This window comes from Paenibacillus sp. FSL K6-1558 (assembly GCF_038002565.1).
Classification (GTDB): Bacteria; Bacillota; Bacilli; order Paenibacillales; family Paenibacillaceae; genus Paenibacillus; species Paenibacillus polysaccharolyticus.
Genome location: NZ_JBBOCV010000001.1, coordinates 5391727 through 5411125, shown reverse-complemented (window position 1 = coordinate 5411125; position 19399 = coordinate 5391727). Strand labels below are relative to the sequence as shown.

Sequence of the window (19399 nt, the reverse complement as noted above, 5' to 3'; positions counted from 1 at the left end):
CAAATCGGCCTTCTTTGTATCATTATTGTGATACGCTCTAATACCCTCATACCTTTAATCTACCCCACACGATCTAACCTGAGACTCATATAGATTTACCTGCATTCTCATCGGGTATGAGTAGCGGCAGCAGTTCATCTAGGGACTCCACCGTCCAGTCTGCACGCTCGCCATCCGAGAGCTCTGGCTGAAACCTTCCGTATCCTTGCAAAATACGAATGGTGCGTAAGCCTAAACTACGTGCTGGCATAATATCATTATCAATTCGATCTCCAATCATAACCGCTTCTTCCGGCTCGCATCCAGCTTGCTTCAGAGCAACCGCATACAACTCCGGATCAGGCTTGGACACCCCTTCTTCTGCCGAACAGGCCAGGACATGGACATATTTACGAAGTCCGTAACTCTCCAGCCTTGCTTCAGTCCCAGGGCTCTGATTCGCAATGATGCCAATGCGATAGTGATGCGAAAGCTGTTCAAGCACCTTGGTTGCAGAAGGAAACGGTTGCTCCAATTCTTTATGGAATTTTAGCTTGTCCTGAATCTGAATGCGGTGATCTTCATCATCAATATATGTACGTATGGCCACTTTCATGGGCCACTGTTCATAATTACGGTAACAGGTAGCAAACAGTTCTCTTACCGCCTCAATCTTTACTGGATAGCCATAATCATTCGCTTCCCGAACGAACTGCCCAATAATATCATCTACAGGCTCCCATTCGTCCACCAGCGTATCCCCCACATCAAAAAACAACCACTTCAATCCGGCAATATCCGGCACGCTGATTCCTCCTCGTAAGCTGCAGGTTATCCCTCGCTTCTATACTACCGTACTGTTTCCATAAAAAAAGAAGACCCACGACAAGCATGAGTCTCCTCAAATTCCGTTAGTCTATACCTGCAATTATAACAGGCGTCTTACCTTGGATCAATGTCAATCACAAGCTGCTCACTTCAGCCTCCGGTTTATTGCAGCTATTAAGAAGGAACCCGACTTCTCCATTCAGTGAATACACAATTTTATCGGCGCCCATTCCACGATAAATCCCTTTAGGATGGCTCTGCTCCGTGATCACACACAAGGACTTCGATGTCCAAGAGCGACAAATTTGGAGATAGCGGCATGTCAAGTTCAGACTGTTCTCAAAAATAAATACATTGCCTACACTGCCTTGCGGCAAAAACCATTTCTCAGCAGCTGCTGTATTCATACGGATGACGTGTTCTACGCCAAGACGGCGAAGTTTGCGCTCCTCATCAGCACTGTTCGTCAGAACGGCAAATGGCATTTTTTTATACATCAGCAATTTCACAAATTTACGTCCTGCTTCATTCGGAGCGGTTACCAAAATCATCTCTTTATCCATTCTTCGTTCCTCCCTTGGCGTGAAAAGACAACAAAAAAGAAGCGTGGGGACCAAGGCCTCCGAAACGCTTCTTAAATAATCCATGACGAAATCGCCATGAACCAGCGTGCGGTTTGTTGCCTCTCCCTTTAACGCTTACGAGGTTAGCTGACGGATTCGGGCGCGAGAGTCGCCCTATTTCCGGCTTTCACCGAAAAATTCACCCCATGAATGTCCGCTGCTGTCATACAGCCCATTCTGTTGGTTCCCCCGTTTTCCATCCACAATGAATGGAAACTCAGCGATTAAAACATCGTTCGTAAATCTTGAGTATAAGACCGATCGATATTATCGTTTGTTTCGTTTTTCAGGTACAATTTAATTAAAATTCAAATTACGCTATGAATCATACACCCGTACCATCATCATGTAAAGTGCATACAGATCACCGAATCGCCAGATTTCCGGCAATAACCTTTGATAATAACGCTTACAATGAGGTCATACGCTATCCTTCTCTTCCAAGCTACCTAATTCTCAACCGCACAAAAATTGATTCATGTATTTCTCATCCATTTCGGAGTCCAGCAAGCGAATGGTTATAACAACGCTAAATCCAAATAAGTTTTGCATTATTTAATTGTTTAAAATATAATAAGTTTATTAAGAATAACAGGATGGAGGCGTTCCCCATGTCAGTCTATGATTACAAAGTAAACACCCTTCGCGGACAAGAGATTGAGATGTCCCAATATCGCGGCAAAGTGTTGTTAATTGTGAATACCGCAAGCCAGTGCGGTCTCACCCCTCAATTCAAGGGCTTGCAAGAGCTTCAGGATAAATTCCAGGATGCTCCGTTTGAAGTGCTTGGATTCCCAAGCAACCAATTCGCGCAGGAAAAAGGATCTTCCGACGATATTGCTGAATTCTGTCAGATGAATTATGGCGTAAGCTTCCCGATGTTTGAAAAAATTGACGTCAATGGTTCAAGCGCTCATCCGCTCTTCCAACACATTACGAAAGAAGCACCAGGCTTGCTCGGTTCCAAAGCCATCAAATGGAACTTCACCAAATTCCTTGTCGATCAGGACGGTAAAGTTGTGAAACGATATGCTCCGCAGACTACACCGGACAAAATCGAAGAGGATATTCAGAAGCTGATTAACAAATAAATATAGACTTTTGAACAAACATATAAACGAAAAAAGCCACCTATAAAGCAAAGAGCCAGAAACTGCTCAAGCTTTTGGGCGGCTTTTTTGCGTCCTCTCTTTTAACACATGTCCTCATCCTGAATAATTCGTCCTTGTTGCTATATGAAAACAAAAAAAGAAGCTCTCCATCACGGAAAGCTTCTCTCGTAAATCTTCATATGATGCGGTCGAGAGGACTCGAACCTCCACGGGCATACGCCCACTACCCCCTCAAGATAGCGTGTCTGCCATTCCACCACGACCGCATGTCGTAAATTATCGGCAACAGAATTGATTATACCGGATTCTTAAACAAAAGTAAAGTCTTTATTAATCACTTTATGAATGACTTTATGAATGACATTTTACTACAACCGGCTTTACTCTAAATTGATAACAGTTCTTCACCCCTTCCTATTCCACACCTCTTGCAAAATTCAGTCATATTTCCTCGAAAATTACATATCATTAATCTGATTCGGCAAAATGGCCAAAGTGATTTTAGACATGGATATATGACACAGATAGAATTTTTAATGTTATATTATATAACACTAATTATGAATTGTATTTAATTAAGTTTTTTATTTTCTCATAAATCATTGACAAAACACGGATATTTATGTGAATATATATATCATATAATTCGGATTTACACATTAAACTTAAGAAAAGATCATCATATGTAATTAAACATAACACAATAAAGCGCAGGAGGCGAATGATCGTGAACCGTGGGAATAAGCTACTCGATTATGCGAAACTGCTTGATCCCTCTGTCCAGGTGGGAGGATTCACCCATTTCTTCGGCATGGACACCCACATCAAGGAAGGCACTATTCGGACAGCTGAGGAACTTGAATCATTTATGCGTTGCCAGTTACACCCCAGTCTCGTTCGTCTAGAAGGTATGGCTATCAAGGGGATTTACACCGCAACAGATCATAAGGATACTTGGCGAATTGCCCTGATCGACAAACTTGTGCATGTACAGCGAACCCCTCCTGAACTTAGAGAGCAAGCAACAATCATAGGCAAACGTTTAATCAAACTGTCTCGCGCCTTGCATCCTTGGATCGACCTTAGCCCGCTTGAACAAATCTTCGTAAAATACAATTCAGTTGGTTGCCTCCCCACCGTTCACGCCTGGATCAACCACCACCTCGATATCCCCGTCGAAGAGGCGGTTCTCGGCTACTTACATTCAGCCATGAATGCATGCGTATCCGAAGCTTGCAAAGTTATCCCCCTAAATGAAAATGCCACTCGGGAACTGCTGGCTCGCCTGACCGCAGACCTTGAGAATGAATGGACTACCGTGAGCGCCTCCTCACCGGATGCACCCATGCATCCTACGTCCATGTCTATGAAGTCGTTATTCCCCAGCTTCCACATGCTTGGAGCAGGCCTGCACGCTTACAGAGCATAATTCCGCACTCCTCCTCGAAACCTCTTTTTCAGAGCACACCAAAAACACGCCGCAACTCCCCTTGCTGGCGTGTTTTTTTATTTTGTTCAATCAACAAAATGCGAACTTACGTCATTTTAATTCAAAAAATACACTTATTTCCGTATTTTTTAATTGTTAGATGACGAATTTACGTATATAATGTAACTAACAGCACGTATTCCTATCTATTTTACACGAAGAATGACCTGCTGAATACTATAAAATCCACTCAGGGGTGAACCCTATTGAACAAGAAGAAACCAGTCACTCCGTTCGGATGGGCTATCAAACGACGGCTAACCGAACTTCAGGTCGATCAAAAAACCTTTTGCGAACAACATGATATTCCGCCCTACCGTCTATCCAACCTTATTCATGGCACACGCAAAGCAACCCGATTCAGACATCAGGTCGCTGACATTTTGAACATACCAGAGGAACTGAGATAAGAACACTTTCATCATCATAAGGAGGACTTCTCTCATGGGAACCATTACATCCGACCTGGAAAGCCTATCGTTCCAGGCGACCAATCATCAGTTGATCATTATTGATCATCAATGGATGATACGAAGCTGTAACCGGGCCTGGCAGCACGGACTTCATAAACTTTTCATACGTGCAGCCAGCCGCCACAATCATTACCTTCACCTGATGGAAGCATGGGCAGCACAACAGAAAAACCACTATCCAACCAAGTTCGCGAGGTACCTGAGGCATAACGTTGTTCCTTTTAACCAAACTCATACATACGATATCTCTGTTATTACACCACACAACGAAGAGAAATGGTTTCGCGTAGAACTTACTCCCTTACAGAACGGACCTACGACGGATACCAACCTCGCTTTGGTGGCTCACACAGATATTACAGAACAGAAGAAGACAGAACTTCAGCTGCGACAAGCCTTGACTGAAGCTCGCACCCTCCATGGACTACTGCCTATTTGTGCCGTTTGCAAACATATCAAGGATGAATCAGACGAATGGAACAGCGTCGAGCGCTATCTGGAAAAACATACTTCCGCCGAGTTTACACACGACATCTGCCCAGATTGTATCCGCCAGTTGTACCCCAAATACTCCAGTATTCTTGACCAGCATCACTAAACCGATATTTCTACAGAAAAAAACCTCCCTACTGTCCCGGAAATCATTCCCATGGGCACAGATGGAGGTTTTTTATCAATCAGAGACACTTACGTCCCTTCCTGCTCTGACTTATTTTCGTCTTCCGCTTCAGGTTGGTAGCTATAGTTTCCGGAATCTTTACTCTCTTTGAATTTGCGATAACGAGTGAACTCGATATATTCACTAATAAAAGACTGTTCCACAGTCGATAATTCACTCTCTTGGCAATTCAATTGCCGCAAAACGTTAAAAAAATAATCTTCCCGCTTTTCCCGCACAATGGCTTCCTTCGATAAACGCCCAATCATTAACCAGTCCAGACTCACATCAAAAAATGAAGCAATTTCAATGAGTTTATTTGTACTCGGGATTGATTTACCACGTTTCCAGTCACCCAGATTGCCTGTGCTTATCTTCAGCTGTTCACAGAAGGCCTTCTTTGTCATCCCTCTTTCGGCAATCAGGTGCTCAATTCGCTCATAGATTGACTTCATGCAAGAACCGCCTTCCAACCGTAATATCAACTTAAATGCCATATGATTGAATTATAGCACAATATTTCTGAATCCTCAGCCCTTTTATATCCAGGAAAGGCACTGTTCCAGTCGTCTGGAGTATCGTCCGATAAATACTTCAATCTGATTGGCCCGGTTCGCTGATTAAAGGTTCGTTTTAAACAATAACTTAGCATTCGCGAAAAAAATAGAAAAAGACACCCTTAATTCCTTAAGGATGTCTCACTCTAAAATCTGATGCGGTCGAGAGGACTCGAACCTCCACGGGTATACACCCACTACCCCCTCAAGATAGCGTGTCTGCCATTCCACCACGACCGCATATAAAATTGTAAATGGTGAGCCATGAAGGGCTCGAACCTTCGACACCCTGATTAAAAGTCAGGTGCTCTACCAACTGAGCTAATGGCTCTCAATGTACCTTCACCTGATGTTATGCCATGCTTCATATCGGATGTTACAGAGCAGTGACTTTCAAAGAAACCCCTTATTACAGACGAATCTTTTAACGGTGAAGAATGAGGTAATACTATGACCCGTAGGGGATTCGAACCCCTGTTACCTCCGTGAAAGGGAGGTGTCTTAACCCCTTGACCAACGGGCCTTATGAACAATTTGTCTTCTTGGCGACAAGAATGAGTATATCACAGAGAAACAGAACAGTGCAATACTTTTTTTATATTCTTTTAAAACCCAAATTTTTGCTCGCATCCAAAGGTCATTTTCTCAACCCATCGGCCGACTTCTTATCTCCTAATCTCGCTTCTTATTTACCTTATCTCGTTATATCTAAAAGCATATTCTTGTCATGACCGTACTTTAATTATGTAAATTAATGATTAAAAACTTATGAAAACTTATTTTCGCTTACAATATTGCAGATCACATTATAATTACTTATAATTAAACTATAGTATAACGCACGGTCATCCATGAATATAAGGAGGCTTTACGTTTGTTTCAAGAAGAACGCATGCAACTCATTATTGAGCACCTGCGCAAGCATCATCGTATCTCGGCTGAAGAGATTGTATCTTTATTCGATGTCTCACGAGATACGGCACGCCGGGATCTGATTAAACTCGAAGAGCAGGAAGCCATTATTCGCACACGCGGTGGTGCAATCCTCCCTTCTCCCCCACAAGAATTCAAGTCGTATCAAGACCGGCTGAAGTATGTATCTGAGGAAAAAAGAGCCATTGGCAAACTGGCCGCTGCTCTCGTTCGTTCAGGAGAAACCATTATCCTGGATTCCTCCACAACGGTGCAGTCCTGCGCGGAGAATCTGAACGGGAAATCCTGCACTGTAATTACAAATTCCATTCACTCTGCTGATTCGTTATCCAAGCACACAGCAGTCCAGATTCGACTGTTAGGAGGCCGATTGGATAAGGAACAGCGTTATGTCTACGGTACACCGGTTATTGAGACACTCTCCCACTACTATGTGGATAAAGCCTTTATAGGCATTGGCGGTCTCACTATGGATGGATTCAGTGCTTCTGAAGAGGAAGGCAAGATCAAACATCAGATGATGAAATCGGCCAAAAAAGTAATTATCCTCGCCGACCACTCCAAAATGGGCAAACGTTATGGTTATCGTTTTGCAGACTGGTCGCTGGTAGACGTATTAATTACAGATCAATGGCCGGATCAGGAATGGCTGGATTTTTTAAACGAACAAAAGGTTGAGATTCTAATCCCTGAACCCACACAAGATAAGGAGTTGTAAAGATATGAAGTTATTTGCTACCGATTTAGATGGAACTTTGTTGAATAGAGACAGCCAGATTAGCCGCGAGAATGCCGATGCCATCCAGAAAGCGCAACAGTCTGGCATGAAAGTAACCATTGCGACCGGACGCGTATATTCAGATGTTGTGGCGATTAGCCGCCAAGGCGGAATCAAAACACCGATTATCGGTTCCAACGGCGCTACCATTCATGATGAGAATGGAGAACGCTTATTCCACCTCCCTCTGGAACGTGAAACGGCCGCTTCTGTCATGCAATGGCTGGAAGATGAGCACATTTATTATGAAGCTTCAACTCAGATGGGCATATACGCTGCAATCAGTACTCATGAGACGATGCTCGCCGAATTGGAACGTGTCCTGGGATCAAAACCCGGTGAAGATATCGAGCGCATGATCCGTTCGATCAAAAAACACTACGACAAAAAAGACTATCACCGCGTGAACAACCATCTCGAAATTCCGGCAGAAGCTTGCATCTATAACATCATGGCCTTCTCGATGAATCCAGAAAAGGTGCAACGCGGACGTGAATATTTCTCCTCCAGAACCGATGTGGCAATGGTAGTCTCCTTTGAGCATAACTTTGAAATGCAGCACCCGGATGTATCCAAAGGTAATGCCCTCTCCAAACTGGCGGAGCACTTGAACATTTCGATGGAAGACACAGCCGCGATCGGGGATAACTTTAATGATGTTTCCATGTTACAAATGGCTGGGCTAGGTATCGCAATGGGCAATGCCGAACCCGAAATTCGCGCCATGGCTAAAACAATCACACTAACCAATGTGGAGCATGGCGTCGCTCATGCGATTCATAGCCTGTTAGAAGGCAAACCGATTGCGCCTGAGGAAACCATTGTCTCGGAAGGCTGATAAAGTACCATTCAAAGGTTAGTAACATTAGTGAAGTGAAAACAAGCACAGCAGTCTCCTTAACCGAGCCAGCCTGTGCTTGTTTTTTTGGGTTCCGTAACATGCCAAGGAGCGCAACTCTCACTTAACCTCTCCCTCGACCTCTTATTTGCCCTCTTACTCAATCTCATCAGCCATTTATTTCTATGCCCGAAAATTCTCCCCTTGTCTCTCCCCAAGTCCGTAATAATGCCTGAAATTATAAATCAACGGATGCCATTGCTTTGGATCAATCTTATTGAAATCTGAAATCAAATGAGAATGTGCATGCACCTTCACCGCTTTCACTTCTACAACCGCCATATTCGGCGTATGCTCCGGGATACGTATATGTTGTACAGCCGCTTCAATCTGAAGCGGACATTCAGCTATTTTATCTGGCGCTACTTGAACTGAGCTTTGAGACGTCAGACCTACTGCCCTAAATTTATCTTGGCAAAACGTATATCCCATTTGTTTTTTAACTTCTGGCACGGGAGAGCTTCCCGTCAACCGCCCCAGCGCTTCAACTTTTCCCCACATTGAGTCATCCGGCAGATTAATAACACATTCAGGATAATGACAGAGATTCTCATAAGCCTTGCCCTGTGTACCTATCCCCAGCACCAGACAATCCCCCAGCGCCCAAGAAGACGATAATGGGGAAAGATTCGTAGACCCATCTTCGTTTAAAGTACTAAGGATGATCACAGGGGTGCCATAGTATAGAATACTGGGATTAATAGTCTCGTGCTGATTCATCCGAGCCGACTGGGTAGTTTGTTTTGTGCTATACTGCTGCATATCGTTGCTCACCTTATACCTCTCCTGTTCAATTCATGAATTGAAACCAATTGTAATACAGCATTATTTCAACTATCATCGAAGTATGAATGCATATCCGAATATCACTGTTATTGCCTCACTTATTGCTGATACAAGCCGTTCTATATTCCTCTCCGCTCTGCTGGATGGAAGGGCGTTACCTGCCGGCGAGCTGGCCTATATGGCCGCAGTCAGTCCACAGACCGCAAGTAATCACCTTGCTAAACTTGTAACGGGAGGACTATTGGAAGTAGAACAGCAAGGTCGTCATCGGTATTATCGTCTTGCGAACGAGGAAATTGCGGATCTGATTGAGAAAATGGCCAGCATTGCCCCAGCGGTACAGGTTCGCTCATTGAAGCAATCCAATCAATTGCAACAATTAAGTTATGCTCGCACCTGCTACAGTCATCTGGCTGGAAAACTCGGGGTTTTACTCTGCGAAGCATTGCTCAAGAGAGGTTATCTGGTTGAACCTAAAGAAACGCAAGGTAAGGATTATCTAATTACGGAGGAAGGATCACAGTGGTTTAGCTCATTTGGAATTAAGCTGCAATTGAAGCCAGGATCACGCCGGGCCATCGCTCGTAAATGCCTGGACTGGAGCGAACGCCGTCATCACCTGTCCGGCTTGCTTGGTGAACAGCTCGTTCAGCGATTACTTGAACTGAATTGGATTCGTCAAAAAACAGGAAGTCGCTCTGTAGAAGTAACCGAGGCTGGAAAATCAGGTTTGTACGAGCTTTTGGATATTTCTCTGTAAACGGCTCAGATGCTAAAAACCAAAAAATCCTCTTTACATGAAGAATTTACTCATTCATGTAAAGAGGATTAAAAGTGTATATTCAGAACGGAGAGAGAGGGATACTCTCACTTCGCTCGAGACTGCGATGTATCGCTACCGAAGCTTATGCTCCGACGAACCTTTAGGGTTCTCATCCCTGGCATAGAAGTATAATCAGAACGGAGAGAGAGGGATTCGAACCCTCGCACCGCTTACGCAGTCTAACCCCTTAGCAGAGGGTCCCCTTATAGCCACTTGGGTATCTCTCCAAGAAATGGCTCCCCGAACAGGACTCGAACCTGTGACAACTCGATTAACAGTCGAGTGCTCTACCAACTGAGCTATCAGGGAAAATTAACTTGAATAACATTAATTTATCATGATTAATAATTCAAGTCAACCTGCCTTTTGACTCCCTTTTTACAACAAATTATTCCTAGTGTTCGTCAGATGGTTTGAAGTGTCAGTTTACCTGAACATCGACCGCAGCGATAACGCTTTGGATCTATTTTCCGTTTACGCAAATATTCCATCCCGCAGCTCTTGCATACCAGCTTGTACCGATACGGCAGCGGTTTTCTACCCTTATCCCCCGGAAGAGACTGACAGAACCGTGAACCCCCCACTTTCTGCAAAAGTGCCTTGAATTCCGGGTCTCTATGCTGGTATCCCCGCCCTCGAATATGCAGATGATAGTGGCACAGTTCGTGCTTGATAATTTTCTCAACCTCGTCTTTTCCATAAACTTCAAGCTGATGTGGATTTATCTCGATCCGATGACTTTTGAGCATATAGCGCCCACCTGTTGTCGTCAGACGACGGTTAAATATCGCTTCATGAGTAAACGGAACTCCGAAATGTTCCAGAGAAATCTGTTCAATCCATTGTTGTAATTCCTTATTTTCCATCATTCTCCTCTCTCTCCACCCGCCCGAGCACACTGTTTTTCCCGTACAATACTTGAATTTTAACCGTTTCGTAGGCTACACTGTCAAGTAGAATGTATGAGGGGAGATTAATACTCGTTATGCCTACAATGCGCTATGTCATCCTGCAGCAGGAGCAACAATTACAGTTTGTTGAAATGCCCGCGGATTATGCTTATCAACTCAGTGCACTTAATCTGCGTCTGCACAAGGAAATCGACAAACTCACGGCAACAGATGTACCCGTTCTACCCTGGGCTATTGCCGAATGTGATCATCTCGATCTGTTAAACGAAAACTTGTCCATCATCGGCGGGCTTGATTATATCAATGCCCTTGAAGAGCGTTTTGCTGCCCTGCGTGAAAGCAATTATCCTTTGATTTCCCTGCTTACCGAGATCCGGGCACTACAAGCCCAATTGGAACAATGGTATGAAGAAGAGATGGAATCGTTCTGATTCATTTCATAGGGAAATTATTTCTGTTTAAAACCAGATGTATGAGCATTCCTCAACCTATTAACTTACCGCAATATTGTAATCCTTCTCTTTTGATTCGCAAAACTCAATACAATGCAAAAGGCGCACTTCCCGCACAGGGGAATGTGCTTTTTTTCGTTCTGGTTCAACAGATTATGATCATTTTGAATTGACATGGAGTTATCCCGCACAGTCCAGGCTATTGCCACATATGCTAACGTACAGATGAATTATGCAAAAGGAGGAGATTCCTTTGCCTCAATGGCTCTGCAACCAACTCATGCGGGCGTTCCACAAAAAGGACAGTCGTCAAATCAAGTTACTGAACGAATGCTGGTATTTCTATCGCAACAAACCTGCCAGCAGTTCACAGCGCAACATCGAGAACGAAATCTAAGCCTTGTACACCAAACACCATACCTATCCATACCATTGCACCAAAAAGGATAATACTTAACAGCAAACAGCCTTCCCAATGCGGAAGGCTGTCCCATTATACGTTTACACGTATATACGTCTACAGACGTTTAATTTGACATCACATCATGATGCCAAAACGCGATAATTAATCACGAATTTGCAGATGCAGGTTTTTTCATCGTCAGGCCAACACGACCTTTTTTCGTATCCACATTCATCACCCAGACGGTCACATTATCACCAACGGAAACAACATCCATCGGATGTTTAACGTACCCGTTACTCAATTGAGAGATATGGACAAGCCCATCACTTTTGATGCCGATGTCAACGAAGGCACCAAAGTCAATGACATTTCGAACGGTACCTTGCAGTTCCATACCTTCCACCAGATCTTCAATCTTGAGTACATCGGTGCGAAAAATCGGCAGCGGCATCTCTTCACGAGGGTCACGACCCGGACGCTGTAAACTGTCCAGAATGTCGCGTAGTGTAGGCACACCGACATTCAGTTTAACAGCCAACTGTTCTGTCTGTTGTTCGGACAGAAGTACAGACAGTTCTTTGCTTCCGAGTTTGTCCAGCTCGACCTGAAGCTCTTTGAAGAGCTGATCAACCACCTTATACGATTCAGGGTGAATTGGCGTACGATCCAGTGGATTCTCCCCTTCAGTGATACGCATGAAGCCTACGCATTGTTCATATGTTTTTGCACCCAAACGGGGCACTTTCTGCAACTGGCGACGACTTGTGAAACGGCCGTTCTCTTCACGATATTTGACAATGTTTTTGGCAATAGTTGCATTAACACCAGCAACATAAGACAACAAGGAAGGTGAAGCCGTATTAACATCCACGCCAACATGGTTAACTGCGGATTCTACAACAGCCTTCAAGCTCTCTTCCAGAACCTTCTGGGATACATCATGCTGGTATTGGCCGACGCCAATCGCTTTTGGATCAATTTTAACGAGTTCAGCCAGCGGGTCTTGTACCCGGCGAGCAATAGAAGCCGCGCTACGCTCGGCAACATCCAGATCCGGGAATTCCTCTTGGGCAAGCTTGGATGCAGAGTACACACTTGCACCAGCCTCGTTCACAATCAGGTAAACCAGACTGTCATCGCCATTCTCCTGAATGATCTCGGCTACAAACTGCTCTGTCTCACGCGACCCTGTCCCGTTACCAATAACGATCAATCCAATATCGTACTGTTTAATCATCCGATGGAACACTTCAGCCGCTTCACGCTTCTTGTTATGCGGAGGTGTCGGGTAAGTTACAGCTACTTCGAGCAATTTCCCTGTATCATCGACAACTGCCAATTTACAGCCTGTCCGGTATGCCGGATCGACACCCAGTACACGTTTGCCATGAATTGGTGGCTGTAACAGCAGGTTACGAAGATTCGCGGAGAACACCGAAATCGCCTGATTTTCCCCTTTTTCCGTCAACTCGGCACGCACTTCACGTTCAATGGACGGTGCAATCAGACGTTTGTACGCGTCTTCAACGACGGCACGCAAAATATCTTGCACCGCAGAAGCACCACGAATAATCTGGCTTTCCATATGGCGATGAGCTGGTTCGGCTTGCACGTCTAGTCCAACCTTGAGAATACCCTCCCGTTCCCCGCGGTTAATCGCAAGAATGCGGTGCGGCGGCATCTTTTTGGCTAATTCGCGGTAACTATAATAGTTCTCGTATACTGACTCTTGCTCCGTATCCTTGGCTTCTGAAGTCAGCATGCCGTGATCCAGTGTATATCTGCGAATCCAGGCACGAATAGCCGCATCATCGGCAATATTTTCAGCGAGAATATCCTTAGCCCCTTGAAGGGCCGACTCTGCATCCTCCACCCCGAGTTCTGCATTAATATAACGCGCAGCCTCCTGAAGTGCATCTCCTTGTTTCGGCTGTTCCCAGATCCATACGGCGAGCGGCTCCAGACCTTTTTCCTTGGCTACACTGGCACGCGTTTTACGTTTCTGACGGTAAGGACGGTACAGATCCTCTACTTCCTGCAACTTGACAGCTTGCTTAATGGATTTCTCCAGCTCTTTGGTCAGCTTGCCCTGTTCCTCTATAATACGGATAACTTCCAGTTTACGGTCTTCCAGATTGCGCAAATACACCAAGCGTTCTTCAATCTGCCGCAGCTGGTTCTCATCCAGTTCTCCAGTCATTTCTTTACGGTAGCGGGCGATAAATGGAATCGTATTGCCTTCGTCCAGAAGCTCCGATGTGGTGCGAATCTGCTTCAAGGACAGTGACAGTTCCTTGGCTACCTGTTTGATGATTCGTTCTTGGCGTTCCGCCTTTAATGTTTCTTCATTGGGTTCCAGAACCGTTTCCTGTTCAGACAAATAAATCCCTCTTTCCTTCCTGAATCGTTCATAATACTCATTTCAGGGCAGCTGTGCTGCATAATAACAGTATGGTCGATCATCCGAAGTTGATCTCAAGCTTTTCAAGCTCTAAATAACACTCTTCTCTATATTATCACAAAATCACGTTGAAATTTCTATCATTCCTATGACACGTCTGTCATTTGCGTTATTGCACTCCTAACATCCTTCCCCGTTGAACGAAAAAAAAGACCGAGAACGTCATCATGACATCCCCTGGTCTTCTTAAAAAATATCTAATTCATCTAAATAAGTTGAGAGTTTCTTTTACACGTTAACGGAGGGGACAGAAAAAACCTGGAAAAGCGAAGCGTTCGCCTAAAAGCTTTCTGCAGGAAAGCTGCATCGGAAGCATACGCTTATCCCCGGATTTTCCCCTTTGGAAAAGGGAATCAAAAAATCTGGGGATAACAGCGAATGGAAGGTTATTCTGTCATCGGAGTGGACTGTGTAAAATCTCTAGTTCAACTTATTTACACCCGCTCAAACCGGAACATTTCGCTCAGGTAGTCTCCAGACTCACTACCTACAGCAATACCGCCATACATCAAGGCATCGCCTGTAAACGTCTCTGAGCCGCCTTTCAGGCGGTAATCCGCATTTGGATCAAGCCCTTTCAGCTTCAGACGTTGAAGCGGTGCATTCGGTTCAGAGAGTACACGGAAGTAGAATACAATCACTTCACCGCCATCTGGTGCAATGAACATCCATGCCGTTTCATTGCCTTCAAACGGACTGAGTAGACGACGGAAGGTTCCGTATTGTACCGTACTGCGAATTTCCTTGTATAGTTCGACCTGTGCTTTTACAATCGCATTCTCTTCGTCTGTAAACTTCGTCAGATCCAGCTCATATCCAAAGTTGCCCGACATCGCAACATGACCGCGAATCTCCAGAGAAGTGATCCGGTTCACCTGATGGTTTGGCACAGCCGAAATATGTGAACCCATGGAACTTACAGGATATACAAGGCTTGTACCATATTGAATCCGCAAACGGGAGATCGCATCGGTGTTATCACTGGTCCATGCTTGAGGCATGTAATACAGCATGCCCGGGTCAAAACGTCCGCCTCCGCCAGAGCAGCTTTCGAACAAAATATGCGGGAAGGAAGTAACGATACGCTCCATTACTTCGTACAGTCCGAGCATATAACGGTGCGCCGTTTCGCGCTGTCTGTCCGCCGGGAGTAATGCAGAGCCAACCTCTGTCATGTTACGGTTCATGTCCCACTTCACATAAGTGATCGGTGCAGAGCCCAGAACATCGGACAACATCCGAACGATCTCGTCACGCACATCCTGACGGGAGAAGTCGAGCACAAGCTGTTGTCTTCCTTCGGTACGGCGGCGATCAGGCACATGCAGACACCAGTCCGGATGCTTACGATACAGCTCACTATCCGGGGAGATCATCTCTGGCTCGAACCACAGCCCGAACTGCATATCGAGACCTGTGACACGGTTAGCCAAGTCATCCAGTCCTTGAGGCAACTTGTTTTTGTCCACAATCCAGTCGCCCAAGGATGAATTATCGCTGTCCCGGTGACCGAACCAACCGTCATCCAGCACGAACAACTCAATGCCGAGCTTCTGCCCTGCACGTGCGATCTGCTCAATCTTATCGGCATTAAATCCGAAATACGTTGCCTCCCAGTTGTTAACCAGCACAGGACGCTCAGCATTGCGGAATTGTCCACGCGCCAGACGTTCGCGGTACAACTCGTGGTAGGATTGAGACATGCCATCCAGACCCGTAGCCGAGTAGACCATAACAGTCTCAGGTGTCTGGAACGACTCCTGCGGTTCAAGCTTCCAGCTGAACTCAAACGGATTAATACCAACAGATACACGAGTGGTATAGAACTGATCCACTTCTGCCTGTGCAGTAAAGCTACCGCTATATACTAAACTGAATCCATACACTTCACCTTGATCTTCATCCGTTCCCGGTGTCATCAGGGCAATGAACGGGTTTTGCTGGTGACTGCTGGAGCCACGGCGGCTCTCGATTCCTTGCAATCCTGAAGCGAGTGGACGACGAACGATGTCACGTTCACGAGTCCAAGCACCCGAGAGTTGCAGCAATTCATAATCTGCATGTGGCAGGTCTACAGAAGAGCTGAGTGCTCGCAGTACATTTACCACGTTAGCGCTCTCATTCACGATACGCATCGATCGTGTAATGGCATTAAAGGCAGTAAACGCGGTATACGTTAACTCAATTTTCACACCCGACACCTGATCTTGCATTTCAATAATAAGCGTATCCGCTTCATCTTCGGATTCTACATACGTTGCCGGAAGTCCCGTTAACGCCTCTTTTCCCTTGACCAAACGATGGCCTGTATACGTAAACTCGGATACCGTTGAACCATTCTCCAGTTCCAGCTGGATGGCCGGGTTGCGGAAATCGCTCGTTCCATAGACCGGAAGTTCCACTGGCAGGGTGTCAAACGAAATCGTACGATCCTCCGGCACCGGATTTGGACTAAAGGATGCTCTTTCCGTCCGAACATGAAGCCAGCTCAGGTCGGTATCACGCAGTTTTTTACCATAATACAAATGCACCAAATACCCCGAAGGCAATACCTGAAATACGTAGCTCGCCTCGCGGGTCTGTAAATGAAACTGAAGTTTCTCCTGATTGATGTAAATGCTCATATGTCTCCTCCATCTATCTATATAGGTCTTTCGGGTAAACGGTTTCTCAGGTTCCATTATAACGAAAAGATCATCAATGTTCTACGCTTTCACCAAGTCTTAATCAAAAGAGCGCACAACACCCATAAAGGTATCGTACGCTCTTAAGATTACAATCTGAAATTGTGTGTTCCCTCACAGGAACATCCGTTGTCAACAGACAGGCGAGCAAGCACATCAAGTGCTACGCTTCACCCTAAAAATCGATTAAACCCAAGCTGATCTGCAAGGCTTCGTTGACCAATTTCATGGTCTCCTCGTCCAAATGCGTAATCTTGTCGGTCAGCCTCTGCTTATCGATCGTCCGAATCTGTTCGAGCAAAATCACCGAGTCCCGGTCAAAGCCATGCGCCGCTGCATCAATCTCGACATGTGTTGGCAGCTTTGCCTTCTGAATCTGGGCGGTAATCGCCGCCACGATACAGGTTGGACTGAACCGGTTGCCGATATCGTTCTGGATGACCAGAACCGGCCTGACGCCACCTTGCTCAGAACCGACAACGGGAGAAAGATCCGCAAAAAAAACGTCACCACGTTTTACGATCACTGTCTACACCCCGCTAACTAAGCGGTCCAGAGTGCTGTCCGCATCTTCCTCCGCGTGAAAGGCTTCGGATGCCATGGTCAGGTTAATTTTCGCCATCTCCATGTACCCTCGCTGCATTGATTCACGGATGTAACGTTTCTTCCGTTCAGTCAAGTACAGCTTCATTGCTTGCCTAATCAATTCGCTGCGGTTGGAATTCTCCAGCGCTACGATGCCATCCACTTCCTGCAAAAGATAATCAGGCAAACTGATCATAATCCGCTTGGTGTTCTGCAAGTTGGCCACCTTTCTTCCACCCCCACAAACCTTTCGCCATTGTGAACCAGTATTACGCTTTTCCAGAACTTTTATACAAAGGAATATATATGCCCCGCGTATATCAAGTATGCTGTACTCCATTATAAACACGGGAATCATTATTCGTACAGACTAAACATCGCATTTCAGGATTTAATTCCTGACAACGTACATATTTCGAGATACTGCGACAGTATTCCTTCTGTTCTGAAAAAAACTTTGCTGGTAATCGTGTCCAATTTGCGAATTACGTTGTCAAAAGGGGATTGATTCTGGCGACTACCTCTCCTCCCCGGGTATAGACCCGAGGAATACGATGTGCCATCATGCAGATCACTTCATAGTGAATCGTACCAAGCTGGTCTGCCACTTCACTAGCGGTAATTACACCACCAGACTGGTGACCGATGAGAACAACCTCTTCGCCGGCTTGAATTGCTTCCGCTTCTTCTGCGAAAGATTGTAGCGACACCATACACTGATCCATGCAGATCGTACCAACGACAGGAACGCGGCGGCCACGTACAAGCACTTGTGCTTTGCCTGTCAGCATTCTTGAGAATCCGTCTGCATAGCCGATAGGCAAGGTCGCTATTCGTTCATTTTCATGTGTAAAATAACGGGTTCCATAACTGACTCCCCAATGGGACGGCAGTGTTTTGACCAGAACCGCTTTTGTCTTCAGTGTCATTACCGGGAGCAGTTTCACTACCTGGTGATTCACCTCTACCGAAGGATACAGTCCATACAGACTTATGCCCACACGTACCATATCATAGGATAATTCAGGTGTATCAATAGTAGCGGCACTGTTCGCCGTATGTATAATCGGGATGACACATCCCTGATTCCGAAGCGTCTCTGTAACGCTCTGAAACCGTCGATACTGTTCCAGTGTATAGGTCTTGTCTTCTTCATCTGCTTTGGCATAGTGAGTAAACATACCTTCCAGCATTACCTGATCAAGTGAGGAAACCTCTTGTATAAAGTCAATGGCCTCATTGCCAGGTAGCAGACCCAATCTGCCCATGCCACTGTCGATCTTGATGTGAACTTTCAGCTGATTTGCGAATGTGCCTGGATTCACCTGTTTGATAGCCTCAAGCACTTCTCTGCTAAACAATGTAATCGTCACATCATGTTGCCACGCTACAGCGACTCCTTCAGGCGGCGTATACCCCAATACCAGAATCGGGCTTGTGATGCCGTGCAGACGCAGTTCAAGAGCTTCGTCCAGGAACGCTACACTTAAATAATCCACGCCTACTCGTTCCAATTCTCTGGCTGTCTCTACTGCACCATGCCCGTAAGCGTTGGCCTTTACACAAGCGAGAAATCTCGTACCCTGAGGTAACGCCTTACGAAAGGCGGTTACGTTGCCTCGCAAATGATCCAGATTGATCTCTGCCTGAGTCGGCCGATATTGTCCTTGCACGTTAAGTCACCTTCTCTAATCTTCTTAATCCGGCTCACGTCAGACTCCATCGTAATGCCCCAGCATGTCACTGTCAAATAAGCAGAAATTTCGCTTCTCAGATCATATGCTGTAATAGCCTGCAGAGAACCATAATCAAGTGCAGAAGACGGCCGATAAGCACAGTTATTACAGTCCGCTTGGGTCTCAATATACAGCTGTATATAACTTGCTTACATCAGCTTATTACCCGGTTCACTGCGCGTAGAAGCGTATTTTGTATTTTTAGACTGAACTAGGCATGTTCTTGG

Annotated in this window: 19 protein-coding genes, 6 tRNA genes and 1 riboswitch; of the genes, 9 read left to right on the top strand and 16 right to left on the bottom strand. The window is 45.5% G+C overall.

Features of this window, described 5'->3' with window-relative positions:
• Positions 1-85: 85 nt before the first annotated feature.
• Both MHI38_RS23265 and MHI38_RS23260 read right to left on the bottom strand, forming a co-directional pair.
• On the bottom strand, positions 86-784 hold the full coding sequence (locus MHI38_RS23265) for an HAD-IA family hydrolase (protein WP_186809752.1): 699 nt from the start codon (positions 782-784) through the stop codon (positions 86-88).
• A 157-nt stretch (positions 785-941) separates the two neighbouring features.
• Positions 942-1370 (bottom strand): hypothetical protein, encoded by a 429-nt coding sequence (locus tag MHI38_RS23260; protein WP_090918114.1) that lies wholly within the window; start codon positions 1368-1370, stop codon positions 942-944.
• A gap of 117 nt (positions 1371-1487) precedes the next feature.
• A riboswitch (cyclic di-AMP (ydaO/yuaA leader) is annotated at positions 1488-1663 on the bottom strand.
• Positions 1664-2041: 378 nt separating this feature from the next.
• Here MHI38_RS23260 and MHI38_RS23255 point away from each other — a divergent pair.
• Complete coding sequence (locus tag MHI38_RS23255) at positions 2042-2521, top strand: glutathione peroxidase (protein ID WP_123063300.1); 480 nt, start codon at positions 2042-2044, stop codon at positions 2519-2521.
• A gap of 204 nt (positions 2522-2725) precedes the next feature.
• Here MHI38_RS23255 and MHI38_RS23250 read toward each other — a convergent pair.
• Positions 2726-2808 (bottom strand) — tRNA-Leu (locus tag MHI38_RS23250).
• A gap of 461 nt (positions 2809-3269) precedes the next feature.
• On the opposite strand from MHI38_RS23250, the gene MHI38_RS23245 reads away from it, so the two are divergent.
• The 3 genes from MHI38_RS23245 (at position 3270) to MHI38_RS23235 (ending at position 5102) form a co-directional block, all read left to right on the top strand.
• Positions 3270-3971: an urease accessory protein UreF gene (locus MHI38_RS23245; RefSeq protein WP_167375681.1), complete on the top strand. Its 702-nt coding sequence runs from the start codon at positions 3270-3272 to the stop codon at positions 3969-3971.
• 266 nt (positions 3972-4237) lie between these two features.
• Entirely contained in the window at positions 4238-4441 is a 204-nt protein-coding gene (locus MHI38_RS23240; protein WP_090918120.1) for a Rha family transcriptional regulator, read from the top strand.
• Positions 4442-4475: 34 nt separating this feature from the next.
• Positions 4476-5102, top strand: coding sequence for a hypothetical protein (locus tag MHI38_RS23235; protein ID WP_341181745.1), 627 nt, complete (start codon positions 4476-4478; stop codon positions 5100-5102).
• Between the two features lie 89 nt (positions 5103-5191).
• Here MHI38_RS23235 and MHI38_RS23230 read toward each other — a convergent pair whose 3' ends face one another.
• From MHI38_RS23230 to MHI38_RS23215, 4 genes are all read right to left on the bottom strand, one after another.
• A complete protein-coding gene (locus MHI38_RS23230; protein WP_090918123.1) occupies positions 5192-5617 on the bottom strand; it encodes a helix-turn-helix domain-containing protein in 426 nt (141 codons plus the stop codon).
• 259 nt (positions 5618-5876) lie between these two features.
• A tRNA-Leu gene (locus tag MHI38_RS23225) sits at positions 5877-5959 on the bottom strand.
• A gap of 15 nt (positions 5960-5974) precedes the next feature.
• A tRNA-Lys gene (locus tag MHI38_RS23220) sits at positions 5975-6050 on the bottom strand.
• Between the two features lie 120 nt (positions 6051-6170).
• Positions 6171-6242, bottom strand: a tRNA-Glu gene (locus MHI38_RS23215).
• A 351-nt stretch (positions 6243-6593) separates the two neighbouring features.
• Here MHI38_RS23215 and MHI38_RS23210 point away from each other — a divergent pair.
• Together MHI38_RS23210 and MHI38_RS23205 are read left to right on the top strand one after the other, a co-directional pair.
• Positions 6594-7370: a DeoR/GlpR family DNA-binding transcription regulator gene (locus MHI38_RS23210; protein WP_090918125.1), complete on the top strand. Its 777-nt coding sequence runs from the start codon at positions 6594-6596 to the stop codon at positions 7368-7370.
• A gap of 4 nt (positions 7371-7374) precedes the next feature.
• A complete protein-coding gene (locus MHI38_RS23205; RefSeq protein ID WP_341181744.1) occupies positions 7375-8268 on the top strand; it encodes a Cof-type HAD-IIB family hydrolase in 894 nt (297 codons plus the stop codon).
• Between the two features lie 183 nt (positions 8269-8451).
• Here MHI38_RS23205 and MHI38_RS23200 read toward each other — a convergent pair whose 3' ends face one another.
• Positions 8452-9048: a flavin reductase family protein gene (locus MHI38_RS23200; RefSeq protein WP_221787936.1), complete on the bottom strand. Its 597-nt coding sequence runs from the start codon at positions 9046-9048 to the stop codon at positions 8452-8454.
• A 127-nt stretch (positions 9049-9175) separates the two neighbouring features.
• Here MHI38_RS23200 and MHI38_RS23195 point away from each other — a divergent pair, with 127 nt between their 5' ends.
• Entirely contained in the window at positions 9176-9874 is a 699-nt protein-coding gene (locus MHI38_RS23195; protein WP_341181743.1) for an ArsR/SmtB family transcription factor, read from the top strand.
• Positions 9875-10075: 201 nt separating this feature from the next.
• Here MHI38_RS23195 and MHI38_RS23190 read toward each other — a convergent pair.
• The 3 genes from MHI38_RS23190 to MHI38_RS23180 all read right to left on the bottom strand — a co-directional run bounded on the left by MHI38_RS23190 (position 10076) and on the right by MHI38_RS23180 (position 10803).
• Positions 10076-10164 (bottom strand) — tRNA-Ser (locus MHI38_RS23190).
• 6 nt (positions 10165-10170) lie between these two features.
• Positions 10171-10246, bottom strand: a tRNA-Asn gene (locus MHI38_RS23185).
• Between the two features lie 95 nt (positions 10247-10341).
• Positions 10342-10803: a SprT family protein gene (locus MHI38_RS23180; protein WP_154958617.1), complete on the bottom strand. Its 462-nt coding sequence runs from the start codon at positions 10801-10803 to the stop codon at positions 10342-10344.
• 119 nt (positions 10804-10922) lie between these two features.
• On the opposite strand from MHI38_RS23180, the gene MHI38_RS23175 reads away from it, so the two are divergent.
• Together MHI38_RS23175 and cmpA are read left to right on the top strand one after the other, a co-directional pair.
• On the top strand, positions 10923-11279 hold the full coding sequence (locus tag MHI38_RS23175; RefSeq protein ID WP_090918133.1) for a hydrolase/acyltransferase: 357 nt from the start codon (positions 10923-10925) through the stop codon (positions 11277-11279).
• A gap of 274 nt (positions 11280-11553) precedes the next feature.
• Positions 11554-11697 carry a cortex morphogenetic protein CmpA gene (gene cmpA, locus MHI38_RS23170; protein WP_221787894.1) on the top strand — a complete coding sequence of 48 codons (144 nt, stop codon included), beginning with the start codon at positions 11554-11556 and terminating at the stop codon, positions 11695-11697.
• Positions 11698-11869: 172 nt separating this feature from the next.
• On the opposite strand, the gene MHI38_RS23165 is transcribed toward cmpA, so the two are convergent.
• The 5 genes from MHI38_RS23165 to alr all read right to left on the bottom strand — a co-directional run bounded on the left by MHI38_RS23165 (position 11870) and on the right by alr (position 19109).
• Complete coding sequence (locus MHI38_RS23165; protein ID WP_336120873.1) at positions 11870-14086, bottom strand: Tex family protein; 2217 nt, start codon at positions 14084-14086, stop codon at positions 11870-11872.
• Between the two features lie 515 nt (positions 14087-14601).
• Positions 14602-16791, bottom strand: a complete 2190-nt coding sequence (locus MHI38_RS23160) for an alpha-galactosidase (protein ID WP_336120874.1) — start codon at positions 16789-16791, stop codon at positions 14602-14604.
• Positions 16792-17026: 235 nt separating this feature from the next.
• Positions 17027-17377 carry a type II toxin-antitoxin system PemK/MazF family toxin gene (locus MHI38_RS23155; protein WP_024630714.1) on the bottom strand — a complete coding sequence of 117 codons (351 nt, stop codon included), beginning with the start codon at positions 17375-17377 and terminating at the stop codon, positions 17027-17029.
• Positions 17378-17380: 3 nt separating this feature from the next.
• Positions 17381-17662, bottom strand: coding sequence for a CopG family ribbon-helix-helix protein (locus MHI38_RS23150; RefSeq protein WP_024630715.1), 282 nt, complete (start codon positions 17660-17662; stop codon positions 17381-17383).
• 259 nt (positions 17663-17921) lie between these two features.
• Entirely contained in the window at positions 17922-19109 is a 1188-nt protein-coding gene (gene alr / locus MHI38_RS23145; protein WP_341181742.1) for an alanine racemase, read from the bottom strand.
• Positions 19110-19399: the final 290 nt, after the last annotated feature.

Excerpts from the sequence above, each read along its gene's own strand:
- MHI38_RS23260 (WP_090918114.1), bottom strand. The coding sequence starts at position 1,370 with ATGGATAAAGAGATGATTTTGGTAACCGCTCCGAATGAAGCAGGACGT.
- MHI38_RS23255 (WP_123063300.1), top strand. The coding sequence starts at position 2,042 with ATGTCAGTCTATGATTACAAAGTAAACACCCTTCGCGGACAAGAGATT.
- MHI38_RS23235 (WP_341181745.1), top strand. The coding sequence starts at position 4,476 with ATGGGAACCATTACATCCGACCTGGAAAGCCTATCGTTCCAGGCGACC.
- MHI38_RS23230 (WP_090918123.1), bottom strand. The coding sequence starts at position 5,617 with ATGAAGTCAATCTATGAGCGAATTGAGCACCTGATTGCCGAAAGAGGG.
- MHI38_RS23205 (WP_341181744.1), top strand. The coding sequence starts at position 7,375 with ATGAAGTTATTTGCTACCGATTTAGATGGAACTTTGTTGAATAGAGAC.
- MHI38_RS23200 (WP_221787936.1), bottom strand. The coding sequence starts at position 9,048 with ATGAATCAGCACGAGACTATTAATCCCAGTATTCTATACTATGGCACC.
- MHI38_RS23195 (WP_341181743.1), top strand. The coding sequence starts at position 9,176 with ATGAATGCATATCCGAATATCACTGTTATTGCCTCACTTATTGCTGAT.
- MHI38_RS23180 (WP_154958617.1), bottom strand. The coding sequence starts at position 10,803 with ATGGAAAATAAGGAATTACAACAATGGATTGAACAGATTTCTCTGGAA.
- MHI38_RS23175 (WP_090918133.1), top strand. The coding sequence starts at position 10,923 with ATGCCTACAATGCGCTATGTCATCCTGCAGCAGGAGCAACAATTACAG.
- MHI38_RS23160 (WP_336120874.1), bottom strand. The coding sequence starts at position 16,791 with ATGAGCATTTACATCAATCAGGAGAAACTTCAGTTTCATTTACAGACC.